The 18532-nt window shown below is 63.8% G+C and carries 14 protein-coding genes and 1 tRNA gene; 13 read left to right on the forward strand and 2 right to left on the reverse strand.

The features are described 5' to 3' along the window. Positions 1-77 precede the first annotated feature (77 nt). The gene (locus AAFN84_RS23200) at positions 78-1127 is read right to left on the reverse strand and encodes an RluA family pseudouridine synthase (protein WP_347517093.1); all 1050 of its coding nucleotides are present in this window, start codon (positions 1125-1127) and stop codon (positions 78-80) included. 23 nt (positions 1128-1150) lie between these two features. On the opposite strand from AAFN84_RS23200, the gene AAFN84_RS23205 reads away from it, so the two are divergent. The 11 genes from AAFN84_RS23205 to phoB all read left to right on the forward strand — a co-directional run bounded on the left by AAFN84_RS23205 (position 1151) and on the right by phoB (position 14591). After that, positions 1151-1537 carry a fimbrial protein gene (locus AAFN84_RS23205; RefSeq protein ID WP_347517094.1) on the forward strand — a complete coding sequence of 129 codons (387 nt, stop codon included), beginning with the start codon at positions 1151-1153 and terminating at the stop codon, positions 1535-1537. Further along, positions 1534-1962: a VOC family protein gene (locus AAFN84_RS23210; RefSeq protein WP_347517095.1), complete on the forward strand. Its 429-nt coding sequence runs from the start codon at positions 1534-1536 to the stop codon at positions 1960-1962. The genes AAFN84_RS23205 and AAFN84_RS23210 overlap by 4 nt, the downstream gene beginning before the upstream one ends. A gap of 76 nt (positions 1963-2038) precedes the next feature. After that, positions 2039-2113: transfer RNA gene (locus AAFN84_RS23215), tRNA-Glu, on the forward strand. 185 nt (positions 2114-2298) lie between these two features. Continuing rightward, entirely contained in the window at positions 2299-3540 is a 1242-nt protein-coding gene (locus tag AAFN84_RS23220) for an O-antigen ligase family protein (protein WP_347517096.1), read from the forward strand. A 193-nt stretch (positions 3541-3733) separates the two neighbouring features. Next, complete coding sequence (locus AAFN84_RS23225; protein WP_347517097.1) at positions 3734-8290, forward strand: PAS-domain containing protein; 4557 nt, start codon at positions 3734-3736, stop codon at positions 8288-8290. A gap of 114 nt (positions 8291-8404) precedes the next feature. Beyond that, positions 8405-9445, forward strand: a complete 1041-nt coding sequence (locus AAFN84_RS23230) for a substrate-binding domain-containing protein (RefSeq protein ID WP_347517098.1) — start codon at positions 8405-8407, stop codon at positions 9443-9445. Between the two features lie 90 nt (positions 9446-9535). After that, entirely contained in the window at positions 9536-10909 is a 1374-nt protein-coding gene (pstC, locus tag AAFN84_RS23235) for a phosphate ABC transporter permease subunit PstC (protein ID WP_347517099.1), read from the forward strand. Continuing rightward, complete coding sequence (pstA, locus tag AAFN84_RS23240; protein ID WP_347517100.1) at positions 10902-12284, forward strand: phosphate ABC transporter permease PstA; 1383 nt, start codon at positions 10902-10904, stop codon at positions 12282-12284. The genes pstC and pstA overlap by 8 nt, the downstream gene beginning before the upstream one ends. A 77-nt stretch (positions 12285-12361) precedes the next feature. Then, positions 12362-13159 carry a phosphate ABC transporter ATP-binding protein PstB gene (gene pstB / locus AAFN84_RS23245; RefSeq protein ID WP_347517236.1) on the forward strand — a complete coding sequence of 266 codons (798 nt, stop codon included), beginning with the start codon at positions 12362-12364 and terminating at the stop codon, positions 13157-13159. Between the two features lie 26 nt (positions 13160-13185). Beyond that, on the forward strand, positions 13186-13884 hold the full coding sequence (gene phoU / locus AAFN84_RS23250; RefSeq protein ID WP_347517101.1) for a phosphate signaling complex protein PhoU: 699 nt from the start codon (positions 13186-13188) through the stop codon (positions 13882-13884). A gap of 20 nt (positions 13885-13904) precedes the next feature. Further along, positions 13905-14591 (forward strand): phosphate regulon transcriptional regulator PhoB, encoded by a 687-nt coding sequence (phoB, locus tag AAFN84_RS23255; RefSeq protein WP_347517237.1) that lies wholly within the window; start codon positions 13905-13907, stop codon positions 14589-14591. A 28-nt stretch (positions 14592-14619) separates the two neighbouring features. On the opposite strand, the gene AAFN84_RS23260 is transcribed toward phoB, so the two are convergent. After that, positions 14620-15864, reverse strand: a complete 1245-nt coding sequence (locus AAFN84_RS23260; RefSeq protein ID WP_347517238.1) for an ROK family protein — start codon at positions 15862-15864, stop codon at positions 14620-14622. A 189-nt stretch (positions 15865-16053) separates the two neighbouring features. On the opposite strand from AAFN84_RS23260, the gene xylF reads away from it, so the two are divergent. Continuing rightward, positions 16054-17097: a D-xylose ABC transporter substrate-binding protein gene (gene xylF, locus AAFN84_RS23265; protein WP_347517102.1), complete on the forward strand. Its 1044-nt coding sequence runs from the start codon at positions 16054-16056 to the stop codon at positions 17095-17097. Positions 17098-17209: 112 nt separating this feature from the next. Beyond that, positions 17210-18523: a sugar ABC transporter permease gene (locus AAFN84_RS23270; protein WP_347517103.1), complete on the forward strand. Its 1314-nt coding sequence runs from the start codon at positions 17210-17212 to the stop codon at positions 18521-18523. Positions 18524-18532 lie beyond the last annotated feature (9 nt).

Consider the following 18532-nt stretch of genomic DNA (forward strand, 5'->3'; position numbering starts at 1 on the left):
TATATAGGTACGTTTGCGGCAATTGCACGGCGCGTAACGCGCTGAAACAGTCCGTCACGCCAACGTGAACAATGGACTCAAGTTTTGCCGTTTGGCGACCAACGCCGAAACCCCTCCAGAAGTTCCGCAAGGTCTTGCGGATGAGGGGCCTCGAAGCGCATTGGCTCGCCGGTGACCGGGTGGCTGAACGCAAGCAGGCGCGCATGCAGCGCCTGGCGCGGAAACATGCGCACGACGGGTCCGAGCGTGTCGCCGAGCTTGTTGGCCTTGGTGAAGAATGCGCGCCCATAGTCCTGGTCGCCGATCAGCGGATGTCCGATATGGGCCATGTGCACGCGTATCTGATGGGTGCGCCCCGTTTCCAGCCGGCACTCGACGAGGGCGGCCATCGCGGTTGCGTCTTCTTTCTGGCCGAAGCGCTCCAGCACGGTGAAATGCGTGACCGCGTGGCGCGCGTCCTCGCGGGTTTCGGGCACGACCGCCTGTCGCGTGCGGTCGGTGCCGGAGCGGCCGAGCGGTGCATCGACCGTGCCGGCGACGCGGGCGGGCGAGCCCCAGACGAGCGCGTCATAGGCGCGCTCCAGGTCTCCGGTCCGGCCATGGTCGGCAAAGGCTTCCGACAAGACACGATGTGCCAGGTCGTTCTTCGCGACCACGAGAACCCCGCTGGTGTCCTTGTCGAGACGGTGGACGATACCCGGCCGGCGGACGCCGCCAATGCCGGACAGCGACGCCCCGCAATGATGGATCATGGCGTTGACCAGCGTGCCGGTCCAGTTTCCGGCGCCTGGATGGACGACGAGCCCCGCCGGCTTGTTGATGACGATGAGGTCGTCGTCCTCGAACAGGATGTCGAGCGGTATGTCCTCGCCGACAGGTTCGGCGGGCGCCGGTTCCGGCATCGTGATGACGATGCGGTCGCCCGGCACGAGTTTGCGCTTCGGTTCGGTCGCCGGCTGGCCGTTGAGGTGCACGGCGCCTTCGCGCATCAGCGCCTGGATGCGGCTGCGCGACAGGTCCGGCTGCAACCGTGCCGCCAGCCACTGGTCGATACGCTCGCCCTTGGCCGTCTCGTCGGCGTCGAGCTCTTTCAATGCCTGTTCGGCTTCGTTATCAGGATCGTTCATCAATCAACCGGACCGAATCTGCCATGGCTGCGCCTCACGACGACGACGAAGACGAAAAGCCGCTGGACCCGGCCGTTGAGAATGTCCGGCGGAAGCTCGTGCGCTTCATCGTCATCAATCTGGGGATACTGTTCATCGCCCTTATGGCGGTGGTGGTGGCACTTGTCTACCGCGCCACGCAAGTGGGCGAGGAGAGGTCCGGTCCGGTCAGCGAATTGCCCGTGCCGGAGAACGGAATGATCGAAGCCGACATCGTGCTGCCGCGCGGCGCGCGCGTGGTCGGCCATTCGCTTTCAGGCGGTATCGTCAGCCTGCATGTCGAACTTGGCGGCGGCGGGCAGGAAATACACCTCTATGACATGTCCGACGGCCAGCAGGTCGGCCGCTTTACCTTGCGCGAGGCACAATGAGCAGCACCCCGCCGCCCATCCACAAGCCGGAGTTCCGCAAGCTCGCAACGGTCGCGATCCTGGTGCGCGACTATGACGAAGCTGCTGCGTGGTATCGCAAGAAGCTCAACTTCATCCTCGTCGAGGACGTCGACTTGGGCGAGGGCAAGCGCTGGGTCGTCGTGGCGCCGAGCGTGCGCAACGGCGCCCGCCTCCTGCTTGCCAAGGCGGCTGGCGAGGGACAGGAGGCACGGGTCGGAGACCAGACCGGGGGCAGGGTCGGCTTCTTCCTGGAAACTGATGATTTCGGCCGCGATTTCGAGCGCATGCGCGCGCGCGGCGTCGAATTCCGCGAAGCGCCGCGCGAGGAACCCTATGGCACGGTGGCAGTGTTCGCCGATCTTTACGGCAACCTTTTCGACCTCATCCAGCCGCGGCAGCGCTGAGGCGCAGGCGCGTGAAAACCTGCGGCCACGTGGTTGCATTCGAGGCGAATCCCCTCTATATCGCCGTTTCTGGCAAGCGCCCATCGTCTAGCGGTCAGGACGGCGCCCTCTCACGGCGCAAACAGGGGTTCGATTCCCCTTGGGCGTACCAGATTTCCTGCAAATTCGAGTTCTCGGCCTTGCGTAAGTCATAATGCGGGCCAATGATGCACATGCGTCACAGGATGTGGTTTTGTTTGTGCAGGGGCATAAACGAGCCGCTGTTTCGGCTGGATCGCAATTCCGTGAACGGATAGGGTCCGCCCGCAAAGCTTAGTCGACGCATTGCGGTTCACCTTGACATACGCCAACACCTTCGATCGCAATAATGCGATCTTCGTCTTTCTTATCGGCGCGCTTCCGGCGGTTGCGGGAAGCGCGATTTCGTTTCTGTTGGGCGTCGCCTATGTCTGGGCGATCATCTCGCTGGTTCTGGGACGGTTTCCGTTCCGGCTGACGCGCGGCGACGTCTATCTGTGCGTCACATTCACCGCCTTCGTAGCGGCGGTTCTCGCCACCGCCTTGATCGGCGAGAACCGGGCGGCCATACCGGCCTACACTTACTGGCTCCTTCCGTTCCTGTCGGTCTGGGTTATCATTCCGCGACTGCGTGCCAGTCCGGGCGTGGATTTCCTGCATTGCTTCATCGTCGGTGCGGCGATCGGTGCGATCGGCGGAATGCTCGTCGGCCTGGCGCAAGTCGTGGTTTTCGATGTTCGCCCGGCCGGTGGCGCCGGCAATGCGGCGATCTACGGCATGATGTCACTGTGCCTCGCGGTCACGGCGGGCCTCAACATCAACCATGGCGAGCGGAATTTTCGCCTGCTCGCGCTGGCGGGCCTGATGGCCGGCTTGGCGGCCGTGATCCTTTCGCTGACGCGCGGGGTGGCGATGGCGGCGGCGCCGGCGATGCTGCTGTTGCTCGCCTATGCGCCGCGTGCGTGGCGCTTCTCCACGCGCGTTGCGATCATCATGTTGGCGCTCGTCATCGTCGTGCTCTATGCGGCCGCGGACCTGCTGCAATTGCGCGCCATCGAAACGCTTGAGGAAGTGCAGCGCGTGCTGGCGGGCGGCAGTTCCGAAAACATCGGCGAGAGGCTGCGGCTATGGGCAGCGGGCATCAAGGCAATCGGCGAATCGCCGATCTGGGGTCACGGCGTCCAGAACCGGATGAGCGAGGTGGCGCGGCATCTTGCCGGTGACGGCCTGCCGATCCAGGCGTTCACCCACGCCCACAACGCGTTCATCTCTTCCATGCTCGATGGCGGCGTCATCGTGCTTGCGGCCGTGCTGGCCGTGCTGGCGGTGCCGACATTGATCGCCTGGAGGGCGCCGCCTGGCCCGCGCCATCGCAAGAGGCTGTTCCTTGCTGCGCAGGTGGCGCTCGTCTACGCGACATGCGGCCTGAGCCAGATCATGTTCAAGCACGACATCATGGACAGCTTCTTCATATTCACCGCGGTGCTGGTGGCATCCAGCGTGGCCAGTGGCGGCGTCGACCCCGAGCCTGCCGGGCAAGACGGCGCCAAGACGTCCTAAAATCTCTTCCAGCATTGAGGCGTCATCGGACTGAGGGTGCTCGCAAGCGCGATCGTCATGGTTAGCAACTCGTTAAGCCTTCCGATGCACACTGAAAGTTGAATGCATCCGCGCAGGGAGTGCTTGGTCAGTGGCGACGCGGGAGGGGCGGACCGCACCTGAATCGACTGAGGCAGGGGAAGGTCGGGACGAGATGACTTCAAAAGAAGGCAGCGACGCTGTGGCCGTCGCCTCATGTCACGGCGCAGAGATCGATGCGCGCGACATGGCGGCGTTGCTGGAATGCGACAGCGACTGGCTGTGGGAATCGGATGCGGAGCATCGCATCTGCCACCTCTCGGATACCTATGTCGCGGCCACCGGCATGGATCCCCGGAAAATCCTCGGGCGCTCGCGCCTGCAACTGCTGATGAAGGCCCCGCAGCCTGGTGGCGGGGTATCCGGTCACCTCGACGATTTGATGGCCCACAGGCCGTTCCGGGATTTCATCTACGAGGCACGCCACGGCAACCCCGGCTGCCGCTGGGTATCGGTATCCGGTGTTCCGTGCTTCGACGCGCAGGGTCGCTTCACCGGCTACAAGGGAACGGGCCGCAACGTGACGGCGATCCTATCCGTTCTCGACGAACTGGGAGAGGCGCGCCGGCGGCTGTCGCTGCACGAGAACCACGACAGGCTGATACGGGACGAAAGCGCCGGCGAAAGCCATGCCGAGCGCCTGATGCATGCGCTCGACGCGATGCAGGACGCCTTCTGCTACTACAATGCGGACAACGAACTCGTCCTCTTCAATGAGGCCATGGTGTCGATGTATGGCGGGCTGGAGGACATGATCCGTCCCGGCACCACCTTCGAGCAACTGATCGATGCCGGCCTGGAACGCGGCATCTGGCAGATCGACGATGAAGGGGCAGCGGAATTCCGCAGCCAGGTTCTGGCCCAGCGGCGCGCGCAGACCCATTCGGAGGTGATGCTGCCGTTTTCGGATGGACGCTGGATCATGCACCGCGAAATCCGGGTCCAGGATGGCGGTACCATCAGCATCTGTACTGACATCACCGCCCTCAAGCAGAAGGAGATCGGCATCGAGCAGGCACGCGCGGATGCTGAACATGCCCGCGCGCGGCTGCAAAGTGCCATCGACGCCCTCGAAGACGGCTTCGTCCTCTGGGATGCCGACGACCGGCTCGTTGCCTTCAACGAAGCCTTCGCGCGGCAGTTCACCTTCATGCCGGACCTTTCAGTGGGCCGTAGCTTCGAAGAGCTCTTCGTCCAGTTCGCGCAGACCGGCGTGGTCGAGCAGGCGGTCGGCCGCGAGCGGGAATGGGTGGCCGAGCATGTCGCCTCGCGCGCTGCCGACCTCGACAAGGACATCGAGTATCCCACCCATGACGGGCGATGGATGCTGCGCCGCGACGTCCATACGGCCACCGGCGACCGTGTCGGCATTCGCACCGACATTTCGGAATACAAGCTCCGGGAAGTGGAGCTCGCCGGCGCCAAGCAGCAGGCGGAGATGCTGCTGGCCGACCTGAAGCGCAGTCTGGACGCGATGACGCTCGGCGTGGTGGTGCTCAATGCGGACCTCGACACCGAAATCCTCAATCGGGCGTTCGACGATCTCTGGAAGCTGCCCGATGGCGAGACCTGGGTCGGCGAGCCATTCCGCAAGCTGCTGGACATCAACCGTCATAACGGCATCTACGAGGTCGCGGACGAGGAATGGGAGGACTACGTCGCGTTCCGTCTCGACGAGATACGCCGCGGCGACGTGGCGCCGCGGGAGTTCCGGCGTGCCGACGGCCGCACGATGATCTACGCCGTGACGGCCCTGTCGGGTGGAAAGCGGCTGCTATCCTACTACGACGTGACGCCGCTCAAGGATCGCGAGGCGCAACTGGCGCAAGCGCTGGAGACGGCAAAGCTCGCCGAGGCGGTGATCGACAGCGTGCCGAGCCCGATGTACGTCAAGGACGCGCAGCTTAATTTCGTCATGGCCAATCAGGCTTTCGCCGACCTCTTCCGGACGACACCGAAGCAGATGATCGGCTTGAGGGCGAGCGACTTTGCCGACGCTGAAGCCGCTGCATCATTCGAGGAGAGCGAGCGGCAGGTGCTGGTGACCGGCCAGTTGTACGAAGTGGAAGAAGACTACGAGTTCGCTGGCATGGAGCGTTCGCGCATCGTGCGCAAGAACCGGGTGCAGACCGCCAGCGGCACGGACTACCTGGCGTGCTCGCTGTTCGACGTGACCGACCTGAAAAGGCGGGAAAACCAGAGCCAGGGAATGCACGAGCATCTGGCCGGCATTCTCGAGGCGCTGCCGGCTGCCGTCATCATCTATGATCGCGATGACCGGTTCGTGCTGGCCAACCGCAAGCTGCAGGACATGGTGCCCTTGCTGCGGCCCGTCTGGCAGAAGAACGGCACCTTCCGCGAAGCGCTCGAACTGGGCCACAAGGTCGGCTATTTCCGGCACAGCGGCGACGAGGACATCGACCGTCTATACAACGAGGATTTCAAGGCCTGGGCGCACGCCTACACTGAGCGTCGTCAGACGGGTTGCATCTACGAGCGGATGAATCCGGATGGCCGCTGGTTCAAGGTTCTGGACACGCGCGCACCCGACGGGTCGTATCTGGGGATCCGGATCGACATCACCGAACTCAAGCAGCGCGAAGCCGCGCTGAAGTCGAGCATGGCGGAGATCGAGCTCTACAAGCACGTGCTCGATGAACTGCCGGTGTCGACCTACGTCAAGTCGGACACGCTCGCCCTCGAATTCGTCAACAAGGCGTGGACAGAGGTGAGCGGCGTGCCGAAGGTAGAAGCGCTCGGCAAGACCGATCGCGACTTCTTCGGCGAGGAGGGAGAGGGATTTGCCGCGCGCGACCTTCAGGTCCTGTCCACCGGCGTGATGGACGAAACCGAGGAGATGCTCACCCATCGCGATGGCACCGTGCGTTGCCTGATCGCCAAGAAGAGCCGCATCGTCGGTGCCGACGGCAAGGTCCATCTCATCGGCTCGAGCACGGACATCACCGAACTCAAGGACCGCGAAGCGGAGTTGCAGGAGGCACAGCAACGCGCCGTGCTGGCCGACCGGGCGAAATCGGAATTTCTCGCCAATATGAGCCACGAGATCCGCACGCCGATGAACGGCGTGCTCGGCATGGCGGAACTGCTGGCGAAATCCGATCTCGATTCACGCCAGAAGACGTTCACCGACATCATCGCCAAGTCCGGTAACGCGCTGCTGACCATCATCAACGACATCCTCGACTTCTCGAAGATCGACGCGGGCCAGCTCGTGCTCGACCCGGCGCCGTTCCAGTTGGCCGAAGCGATCGAGGACGTGGCGACGCTTGTGTCGACCCGCGCAAAGGAAAAGGACCTCGAACTGATCGTGCGGGTGCAGCCCGGCCTGCACGACCACTATGTCGGCGATGCCGGGCGATTGCGCCAGATCATCACCAACCTGCTCGGTAACGCCGTCAAGTTCACAGATTCCGGACATGTGCTGGTGGACGTCACCGGAACGGCGGAGGGGGACGACACGCTGCTGCGCGTATCCGTAACCGACACCGGGATAGGCATTCCAAAAGACAAGCTGGCGCATGTGTTCGACAAGTTCAGCCAGGTCGACGCCTCCTCGACGCGGCGCCACGAAGGCACCGGGCTTGGACTGGCGATTACCTCTCGCCTCGTGGCGCTGATGGACGGCGAGATGGGCGTCTCCAGTGTCGAGGGCGAAGGGTCAACCTTTTGGTTCACCATCAAGCTGCCGATGGCCCCGGCGGTCGGAAAGGACAAGGTCACGCCGCTCGACGTCTCGGGCGCCCGCATTCTCGTCGTCGACGACAATGCGGTGAACAGGTCGATCCTGCTGGAGCAGATGGGCACGTGGGGCTTCGACGCCTGCGCGGCCGAAGGCGGGCCGGAAGGCATCGCCGTGCTCGAGGCGGTGGCCAGCCATGGCCTGAAGGTCGATTGCGTCGTGCTCGACTACCAGATGCCCGGAATGACGGGTGCGGAAGCCGCACGTATCATCCGGTCGACGCCGGCGATCGCAAGAACGCCGATCGTCATTCTCACTTCGGTCGACCAATCGCTCGGCCAGTTGAACTACCGGCATCTCGACATCGACGCGCATCTCATCAAGCCGGCGCGATCCTCCGCTTTGCTGGAGACCATTGTCGCGACGATCCAGAAACATCGGTCCGCCGACGAACCGAAAGCTGAAGCCCCGGCATCAACTGCACGTGCGCCTGCTGTTGCTGCCGAGCCGGCTGCCGCCGCCCCGGCGCGCCCAGAGCTGCGCCTGTCACCCCGTATCAAGGATGCCGTGCATCGCGTCGACATCCTCGTTGCCGAGGACAACGAGGTAAACCAGTTGGTCTTCACCCAGATACTCGGCGAAACCGGCTTCACCTACGAGATCGTCGGAAACGGCCGGCTTGCGGTCGAGGCCAAGCGGACGATGAACCCGCGCATGATCCTGATGGACGTTTCGATGCCGGAAATGAATGGGCTTGAGGCAACCGCCGCCATTCGAGAAGGAGAAGGTCAGACAGGGCACCGCGTACCGATCATCGGCGTTACAGCCCACGCTCTCAAGGGCGACCGGGATCGCTGCCTGGCGGCCGGCATGGACGACTATCTTTCAAAGCCGATCAGCCCGCGCACGCTGACACAGAAGATCGATCGCTGGATGCGTCAGGCGGAGGAGGACGAGAGCGCTCACGGCTGATCGGCCGCGTTACCGAGTCGACACGAAATTGTCATCCAACTGTTACACAGGGCCGCTATTGCCACTCCCGACGCATCGAGGCGTCAACGGATTTTCCGAACAGGAGTAGGCTCCATGAACAAATTTTCCCTCGTCGCAACCACTGCGTCGCTCGCTCTCGCCGCATCGCTCGGCGCTGCTGCCGCCCAGTCGCGCGACACCATCCAGATCGCCGGCTCGTCCACGGTGCTGCCCTTCGCCAGCATCGTCGCCGAAGAATTCGGCCAGGCATTCCCCGAGTTCACGACCCCCGTCGTCGGCTCCGGCGGTTCGTCGGGCGGTCTGCGCCAGTTTTGCACGGGCGTCGGCGAGAACACCATCGACATCGCCAATGCTTCCCGCCGCATCCGCGCCTCCGAGATCGAGGCTTGCAACACCGCCGGCGTCAACGATATCCGCGAAATCCAGATCGGCTATGACGGCATCGTATTCGCCACCGGCGCCGACAAGGAAGACTTCGCGCTCGAGCCTGTGCACGTGTTCAAGGCCATCGCGGCAGAGGTTCCCGTCGACGGCGAGATGGTCGCCAACCCCTACACCACCTGGAACGAGATCGACGAGTCGCTGCCGGAACAGCCGATCGCCCTGGCAATTCCCGCCAGCAATCACGGCACCCGCGAAGTGTTCGAAGAGCGCGTCCTGCATGAGGGCTGCGAGGCTGCCGAACTTCCGGAAATGAGCGAAGACGAAATGGACGCGGCTTGCCTGGCGCTGCGTCAGGACGTCGTCGTGGAGATCGCAGGTGACTACACCGAAACGCTCGCCCGGCTGCAGTCCAACCCCGACACTGTGGGCGTCTTCGGCCTGAGCTTCTACGACCAGAACCGCGACTCCCTGAAGGTCGCGACCATGTCCGGCATCACGCCGTCGCTCGAGACCATCGCTTCGGGCGAATATCCGGTGTCGCGCCCGCTGTTCTTCTACGTGAAGGGCGAGCACATTGGCACGATCCCCGGCATCGAGGAATACGTCCAGTTCTTCCTGTCCGACCAGATGGCCGGTATGGGTGGCACGCTCGAAGGCGCCGGCATGATCCCGGCCCCGGCCGAAGAGACAGCCGAAGTTCTGGCTGAGTTCGAAGAAGGCAAGTCGCTCACCGCTGCTGACGTGCAGTAAGCAGACCATGGACGGGGCCTCTCCTTTCGGGAGGCCCCCTTTCCGTTCTTTCGGGCCTTCACAGCGACTTGCCTTACGGAGCGTGACACAGTGAACACAGCCATCGTCGCCGGCCTGCTTCTCATCTTGCTCGGTTTTGCGTATCAACTCGGCTGGTCGCGCAGCCGCTCGCTGGTTGCCGCCGGCGCACGCGTCCATTCTCGACCGGTGTACCATGGATCGCTCGTCGCGATCTGGGCACTGGTTCCAGCGCTTCTGGTGCTGGGGCTCTGGGTGCTTTTCGGCGATACCGCCATGCGCGCCTACATCGTCGCGCAGTTCCCACCGGACGTCGCCAACCTCGCGCCCGGAGACCTCAATGCCGCCATCCAGCGTGTCCGCCAGATCGAAACCGGCTTCGGCGTCGTCGGCGAGACCGCTCCTTACGAAAACGCCGCTGCCCAGGCGCTGCGTGAATTCAGGGTTCTGACGTTCGCGCTCGTGGTTGCCGCTGCGGCGGGCACCGGCGCGCTGGGGCTCTATCTCGCCCGAAGGCGCATTTCAGACCGGCTGCGTGCCCGCAACGAGGTCGAGACGGTCGTCCGGATTCTTCTGATCGCCTGCTCCGTAGTGGCGATCCTGACCACCGTCGGCATCGTTGCCTCGCTCCTTTCGGAAGCGATACGCTTCTTCACGTTCGTCAGCCCGGCCGACTTCTTCTTCGGTACCGTCTGGAACCCTCGCTTCTCCACGGTCGGCAACGGGGCGACGGGCGAATATGGCCTGCTTCCACTGCTCTGGGGTACCCTGATGGTGGCGACGATCGCGATCATCGTGGCGCTGCCAATCGGGCTGATGACCGCAATCTACCTTACCCAGTACGCATCGCCGCGCGCGCGCGACATCATCAAGCCGATCGTCGAGGTGCTGGCGGGTATTCCGACCATCGTCTACGGCTTCTTCGCGCTCGTAACCGTCGGACCCTTCTTGGCGTCGGCTGGTACCAGCATTGGCCTCGACATCCGGGCGACGAGTGCGCTGACCGCCGGCGTGGTCATGGGCATCATGATCATCCCGTTCATCTCTTCGCTGTCCGACGACGTGATCCGGCAGGTTCCGCGCGCCATGCGCGACGGCTCGCTGGGGCTCGGCGCCACGCAGTCGGAGACGATCAAGCGCGTGATCCTGCCGGCAGCGCTGCCAGGCATCGTCGGTGCCTTTCTGCTCGCCGTCAGCCGCGCCATCGGCGAGACGATGATCGTGGTGCTCGCCGCCGGCAACAGCCCGTTCCTGCGGCTCAACCCCGGCGAACCGGTTTCGACAGTCACGGTGACAATCGTCAACCAGCTTACAGGCGACACGGATTTCGCTTCGCCGCAGTCGCTCGTCGCATTCGCGCTGGGTTTGACGCTGTTCGTGATGACGCTCATCCTCAACGTCGCGGCGCTGTTCATCGTGCGCCGCTATCGGGAGCAGTATGAATAAGATGGCCGAGATGTTCTCCCGACAATTGGAGCAGGGCTCCGACGGTTCCACGCAACGGCTCGAGCGGATCAGGGCAGGGTTGTCGGCACGTCACTCCCGCGAAAGGCGGTTCCGTGCCTATGGTATCGCGGCAATCGTCGCGGCGCTGGGTTTCGTCGCCATCCTGTTCTCCATGATCCTCTATCAGGGATTGCCCGCTTTCACTCAGGCCACCCTCACGGTGGACGTGTTCTTCGACCCCGAGATCATCGAGGCAGACGACATCCCCGTGCAGGTGGAGGGGCAGTCGGCGGCCGAGTACCAGAAGGCGCAGCTCGACTGGCAGCGTCAGGTCACGATGCTGAACTGGAACCGGGTCGTTGAGCAAGCCATCCTTGCCGCGGCGCCGGATATCGAGATCGATACTCGGGCCGTGCTTTCCGTGGTGGAAACGAGCGAACGTTTCCGGCTGCGCGACATGTTCGTCGCCGATCCCGGTCTACTGGGCAAGACAGTGAGCGTCGACATGCTCGCATCGGCCAATACCGACAACTGGCTCAAGGGCAACATCGATCGCAGCCTGCCGGACAGCCAGCAGCAACTCAGTCCCGAGGCTCGTGCGCTGGCCGATCGTCTGATGGAGGAAGGCAAGATGCGCTTCTCCTTCGCCGCGCACATCTTCTCCAACGTCGATTCGCGGTCAGCGCCGGCATCGGCGGGATTGGCGGGCGCGTTCGTCGGCTCGCTCTACATGATGCTGGTTGTCATCGTCCTCGCCGTGCCGATCGGCGTTGCAAGCGCGGTCTATCTCGAAGAATTCGCACCGAAGAACCGGCTGACCGACTTCATCGAGGTCAACATCAACAATCTCGCCGCCGTGCCGTCGATCGTCTTCGGCCTGCTCGGTGCCGCGGTGTTCATCAATTACTTCCGACTGCCGCTATCAGCGCCACTGGTCGGCGGTCTCGTGCTGACGCTGATGACGCTTCCGACTGTCATCATTGCGACGCGGTCGGCGCTGCGTGCGGTTCCACCATCGCTGCGGCAGGCCGCTCTCGGGCTTGGCGCGTCAAAGACACAGACCGTGTTCCACCACGTCCTGCCCGTCACCTATCCCGGCATCCTGACGGCCACCATCATCGGCGTGGCGCAGGCGCTCGGCGAAACGGCGCCGCTGCTGCTGATCGGCATGAACGCATTCGTTGCCCAGATACCTTCCACGCCGATGGATCAGTCGACAGCCCTGCCGGTGCAGATCTATCTTTGGCAGGGCAACGAGAACCGAAATTTCTTCGAGGCCCGTACGTCGGCCGCGATCATCGTGCTGCTCGGCTTGATGCTGACGCTCAACGCGATTGCGATCTTCCTGCGGACCCGGCTGGAGCGCCGCAAATGAATACCGAAACAAGGCAGGAGGCCACGTCCATGCACATGCCGGCCGAAAAGATCGTCGCGCAATCCGACCTTTACTCGATGGAATCACCCACCGTGCGTACACCTGACGAAAACCCGCGCCCGGTTCGGGTCAGCGCGCGCAATGTCAACGTCTTCTACGGTACCAAACAGGCGCTGTTCGATGTCTCCATCGACGTGCCGGAGAAGGCGGTGACTGCGTTCATCGGTCCGTCGGGCTGCGGCAAGTCGACGTTCCTGCGCTGCCTCAACCGAATGAACGACACGATCGAGGGCTGCCGCGTCACGGGCGCTATCGCGCTGGATGGCTCCGACATTTACGACCAGGCGCTCGACGTGGTCGAGCTGCGCGCCCGCGTCGGCATGGTGTTCCAAAAGCCGAATCCGTTCCCGAAGTCGATCTACGAGAACGTGTCGTACGGCCCCCGTATTCACGGCTTGGCGAGAAGCCGTGCCGAACTCGATGCAATCGTCGAAGCCAGCCTGCAGAAGGCGGGCTTGTGGAACGAGGTGAAAGACCGGCTCAGCGAGCCCGGCACCGGGCTTTCCGGCGGCCAGCAACAACGCCTGTGCATCGCGCGTGCGATCGCGGTCTCGCCCGAGGTCATCCTCATGGATGAGCCCTGTTCCGCGCTCGACCCGATCGCGACCGCGCGCATCGAGGAACTTATCGACGAGCTGAAGCAGAACTACACGATCGTGATCGTCACCCACTCGATGCAGCAGGCGGCGCGCGTCTCCCAGCGCACGGCGTTCTTCCATCTCGGAATCCTCGTCGAGGAAGGCCCAACCGACCTGATCTTCACCAGCCCGGGCGAAAAGCGCACGCAGGACTACATCACCGGCCGTTTCGGCTGAGCAGGCTCGCGCAAAGGAGACCACCAATGGGTGAGCATACAGTCACGTCCTTCGATGACGAACTCAACGAGATCGACAGGCTGATCCGCGACATGGGCGATCTGGCAGGGGCGATGGTGGCCGCGGCCACGCGCTCGCTGATAGAGACGGATGCCCCGTTGGCTCAGCGGGTGATTTCCGACGATGCCGTCATGGATGCACGCCAACGGGAACTAGACGAGCGCGCCATCACGTTGATCGCCAAGCGCCAGCCGATGGCGCAGGACCTGCGCTCGGTGGTGGGCGCGATCCGGATGGCGGCCGACCTCGAGCGCATCGGCGATCTGGCCAAGAACATCGCCAAGCGCGTCAATGCGGTGGGCGAGGGCGCAACGCCGCGCAAGCTGTCGCACTCCATCGAGGCGATGGCGCAAATGGTGATGGAGCAGGTGGCTCTGGTCATCTCCGCCTACGAAGCGCGCAACGCCGAGGGGCTGATAACCTTGCGTGCGGACGACGAGAACATCGATATCCAGTACACTGCGGTGTTCCGCGAGCTGCTGACCTACATGATGGAGGATCCGCGCAACATCACGGGCTGCACCCATCTGCTGTTCTGCGCGAAGAATCTGGAGCGTATCGGCGACCACGTCACCAACATCGCCGAAAACGCCTACTACATCGCCACGGGCCGGCAATTGCCGCTGCATCGGCCGAAGCACGACGAGACGTCGGTCCAGGGCTGACGACGGAAGACGGAAATATGATTGCACCGAAGATCATGGTGGTTGAGGACGAGGAGCCGCTGGGCGTACTCCTCAAGTACAATCTCGAGGCGGAAGGGTACGAGGTCGAGGTCATCATGCGTGGTGACGAGGCGGAAATGCGCCTGCGCGAAAGCCAGCCCGACCTGCTCGTGCTCGACTGGATGGTACCGGCGGTGTCCGGCATCGAATTGTGCCGGCGCCTGCGCATGCGCCCGGAGACCGAACGCTTGCCGATCATCATGCTGACGGCGCGCGGCGAAGAAAGCGACCGGGTTCGCGGCCTCGTCACCGGCGCGGACGATTATCTGGTGAAGCCGTTCTCCACGCCCGAACTCATTGCGCGCGTGCGGGCGCTGCTGCGCCGGGCGCGGCCGGAGGTGCTGTCCTCGGTGCTGAAGGTCGGCGACATCGTGCTCGATCGCGAGACGCACCGTGTGCATCGCGGCAAGTCTGAAATTCGGCTCGGGCCGACGGAGTTCCGCCTGCTGGAGTTCATGATGCAGCATCCCGGCAGGGTGTTTTCCCGCGGTCAACTGCTCGACAATGTCTGGGGCGAGACGATCTATATCGACGAACGCACCGTCGACGTGCATGTCGGGCGCCTGCGCAAGGCGGTCAATCTCGGCAACATGGCAGACGTCATCCGCACGATCCGTGGTGCCGGCTACGCCATCCAGGAGGGATAGGCCTGGCCGCCGCCCTGTGGCCGGCGCTTCAGACCACTTCCTCGCTTCGCACGGGGGCTGCAGCAGCGCCTCTGGCGAAGATTTCCTGATCGACGAACGTCAGCGCCTGGCGGGCGCAGCCTTCGCGGATAAGCGGTATCTCGTCCGGCTCCAGGTCAAACGAAATCGCCGCATTGTGCTGGCCGCCGGCGGTGCGGGCGATCGCCTCGCGCATCGTTGGCTCGATGACGTCGAAAGCCGAGGTGCCGAGGCCGACGATCGCCACCGGCGCCGGGTCGAACAGCGCGAACAGGCTGCCCAGCCCGAAACCGATCGCTTCTCCCGCGCGCTGGAATGCTTCGCGCTCGCGGCCGTCGTGATCGCGCGCCGCCGCCGCCATGGCCAGCATGGTTCCGTCGTCGATATCCGCTACCGGCAGTGCATGCTCGCCATCACCGCGCGCATGGCGGTAGATCGCATAGTTGCCGGCATAGGCTTCGATGCAGCCACGCCTGCCGCATCGGCAGAGCGCGCCGTTGGGCACGTGGATCATGTGGCCGAATTCGCCGCCCGACGAGTGCGACCCCGTGAAGAGTTCGCCCCGCAGCACCAGCCCCATCCCGATGCCATTGGACAGCAGGATGGTGAAGAAGTTGTCGCGATAGCGGTCCGGTTCGCGACCGCGCAGGGCGACCGCTATCATGTTGCAGTCGTTCTCGACGGTCACCGGGATGCCGAAGGCGGTTTCCAGTGCGTCGGCAAACGCGATTTCGCTGTGCGGGGTGATCGGCGACCACATCAGTCTGCGGGCGCTGGAGTCAGTGATGCCCTGGACCGCCATGGTGATGCGCAGGACGGGACCGTGGCCTGGCGGCGCACGCTCCATCAATCGCCGAACGGCGGAAATGACGTGATCGCACAGTTCGCCATCGGCCATGGTGAGTGTTGCCGGGCGGGAAATGTCATGGGCGATCGCCTTGCCGGTGTAGTCGATCAGCGCTGCGGACAGCGCGTTCAACGACAGCACCATCGACACGACGCTTGCCGCACGTGGGTCGAGATCGAGAGCCACCTGGGGCCTGCCGCGCTTCAGCGCCGCGGTCTCGCCGGTCTTTAGCTGGGCGAGAATGCCCTCGTCGATGAGGTCGGATGATATCGTCGAAATCGTGGAATGGCTGAGCGCCGTCGCCGTGGCGATCTCGGTACGGGAAGGCTGCCCGCCGCGCCGCACAGCCGCGATCACCATGGCCCGGTTGCGCTTGCGCAGATCGTCGTGGCGCACGCCGATCGTCATCTGACGTCCTTCCTCCCGCACAATGCTGCTCATTTACCCCGGTCCAAGCGGCAAAGCCAGCATTGCACGCAGGATATTGACACACGCCCCTAGCTGAGTCATTCTTTTTTTCGAGGCCCGAAAAAAAGAGCCTCGCGGTATTGTGTGCAAGCACCAGAAAGCGCTTGTTCCAAGCGCAGGGAGGAAATCATGAAGAATTTTGCAGCCGCCATGCTGGCGGGTGTCGCCATGTCGATGACACTGGCTGCCACCGCTCATGCCGAAGGCAAGATCGTCGGCGTGTCCTGGTCGAACTTCCAGGAGGAGCGCTGGAAGACCGACGAGGCCGCAATCAAGGAAGCCCTTGAGGCAGCCGGCAACACCTACATCTCGGCGGACGCCCAGTCGTCGGCCGCCAAGCAACTCACCGACGTCGAGGCGCTGATCGCCCAGGGCGCCAACGCGCTGATCATCCTGGCGCAGGACGCCAGTGCCATCGGGCCGGCAGTCGAAAAAGCCGTGGCCGAAGGCATCCCGGTGGTCGGGTACGATCGTCTCATCGAAAACGCCGATGCATTCTACCTGACCTTCGACAACAAGGAAGTGGGACGTCTGCAGGCACAGGCGGTGTTCGACGTGCAGCCGGAAGGCAACTACGTCTTCATCAAGGGCAACGGCGCCGATCCGAACGCCGACTTCCTGTTCGCCGGCCAGATGGAAGTGCTCAAGGAAGCCATTGATTCCGGTGCGATCAAGAATGTCGGCGAGGCCTATACCGACGGCTGGCTGCCCGCCAATGCGCAGCGCAACATGGAGCAGTTCCTGACTGCCAACAACAACGAGATCGATGCGGTCGTCGCCTCGAATGACGGCGCGGCCGGCGGCGCGATCGCGGCGCTGGAGGCACAGGGCCTGGCAGGGTCAGTTCCGGTGTCGGGTCAGGACGGCGACCATGCCGCGTTGAACCGCATCGCACTGGGCACGCAGACGGTCTCGGTTTGGAAAGACTCGCGCGAGCTCGGCAAGGCCGCCGCGGAAATCGCCAACCAGCTCGCCGACGGCACTGCGATGGACGCGGTGGAAGGCTCGCAAAAGTGGTCCGATGGCCCCAACGGCGTCGAGATGAACGCGATCTTCCTCGACCCCAACCCGATCACCAAGGACAATCTCGAGGTCGTGATCGATGCGGGCTGGGTGACGAAGGACGTCGTATGCCAGGGCGTTGAAGCAGGTTCGGCCGCAGCCTGCGACTGACCCTGACGCCTAATCTTCAGAACGCCGCGGTTTGACGAAAACCGCGGCGTTTCATTAGGATATCTATCCGGCCCCGCCCGACCACGGGCCAGCGCCGGACGGGAGGACGATCATGTCGGATGCAACCGCCCCAGCGCCAACCGATCGTGCGCGATCCAGCGAGAGCGGGCCGGTCGGCCGGTTCCTCAAAGCCACGGAACTCGACACGCGCATGCTCGGCATGATCGGCGCGCTGCTGATCATCTGGCTGACCTTCAACCTTCTCTCCGGCGGGCTTTTCCTGACGCCGCGCAACCTTTGGAACCTGTCGGTTCAATCCGCCTCGGTCGCGGTGATGGCGACGGGCATGGTGCTCGTGATCGTCACCCGGAACATCGATCTTTCGGTCGGGTCCATCCTTGGTGTCGTCGGTATGGTCATGGGTGTGACGCAGGCGCAGATTCTGCCCGACTATCTGGGCTTCGGCCATCCCGCCATCTGGGCCATCGCCGCGCTTGTCGGCCTTTGCTTCGGCGTCGCCATCGGCGCCTTGCATGGCTACGTCATCGCATATCTCGGCGTGCCGGCCTTCATCGTCACGCTCGGCGGCCTGCTGGTATGGCGTGGCGCCGCATGGTGGGTCACCAGTGGCCAGACGGTTGCCCCGATGGACTCTACCTTTCGCCTGATGGGCGGTGGACCGGACGGTTCTGTCGGCGCCACCTGGAGCTGGATCATCGGGGTCGTCGCCTGCGTGGCGGTCGTGGTGATGCTGGTGAACGCGCGCGTGCAGCGAAAGCGCTTCCAGTTTCCGCTGCGCCCGGTCTGGGCAGAGGCGTTTCTTGGCGCGGTGACCTGCGGCCTGATCCTTGGCGCCGTGTGGGTGGCCAATTCCTATCCGTGGCCGATCGGCATCGTCCGGCGCTATGCGGAGGCGAACAACATGGAGCTTCCCGAAGGCGGGCTGTTCATCGCGCATGGCATCGCCATTCCGGTGCTCATCGCCGTCGGCGTCGGTATCCTGATGACGTTCGTTGCCACGCGAACGCGTTTCGGGCGCTACGTTTTCGCCATCGGCGGAAATCCGGAAGCCGCGGCGCTGGCCGGCATCAACACGCGCTGGGTGACGATGAAGATATTCATGCTCATGGGGGCACTCGCCGCCGTGGGCGCGATGATTTCGACGGCCCGCCTCAATGCGGCCACCAACGCGCAGGGCACGCTCGACGAACTGCTTGTCATTGCAGCGGCGGTGATTGGCGGCACGTCGCTGTCGGGCGGCGTCGGCACCATCGCCGGCGCCATGCTTGGCGCGATGCTGATGCAGTCGCTGGCCTCGGGGATGATCCTGCTCGGCGTCGACACGCCATTGCAGAACATCGTCGTCGGCCTTGCGCTCGTCGTGGCCGTGTGGCTCGACACTGTCTATCGCCGCCGGCTGGGTTGAGGAGCGACA

Source organism: Mesorhizobium sp. CAU 1741 (assembly GCF_039839275.1).
In the GTDB taxonomy this organism is placed as follows: domain Bacteria; phylum Pseudomonadota; class Alphaproteobacteria; order Rhizobiales; family Rhizobiaceae; genus Aerobium.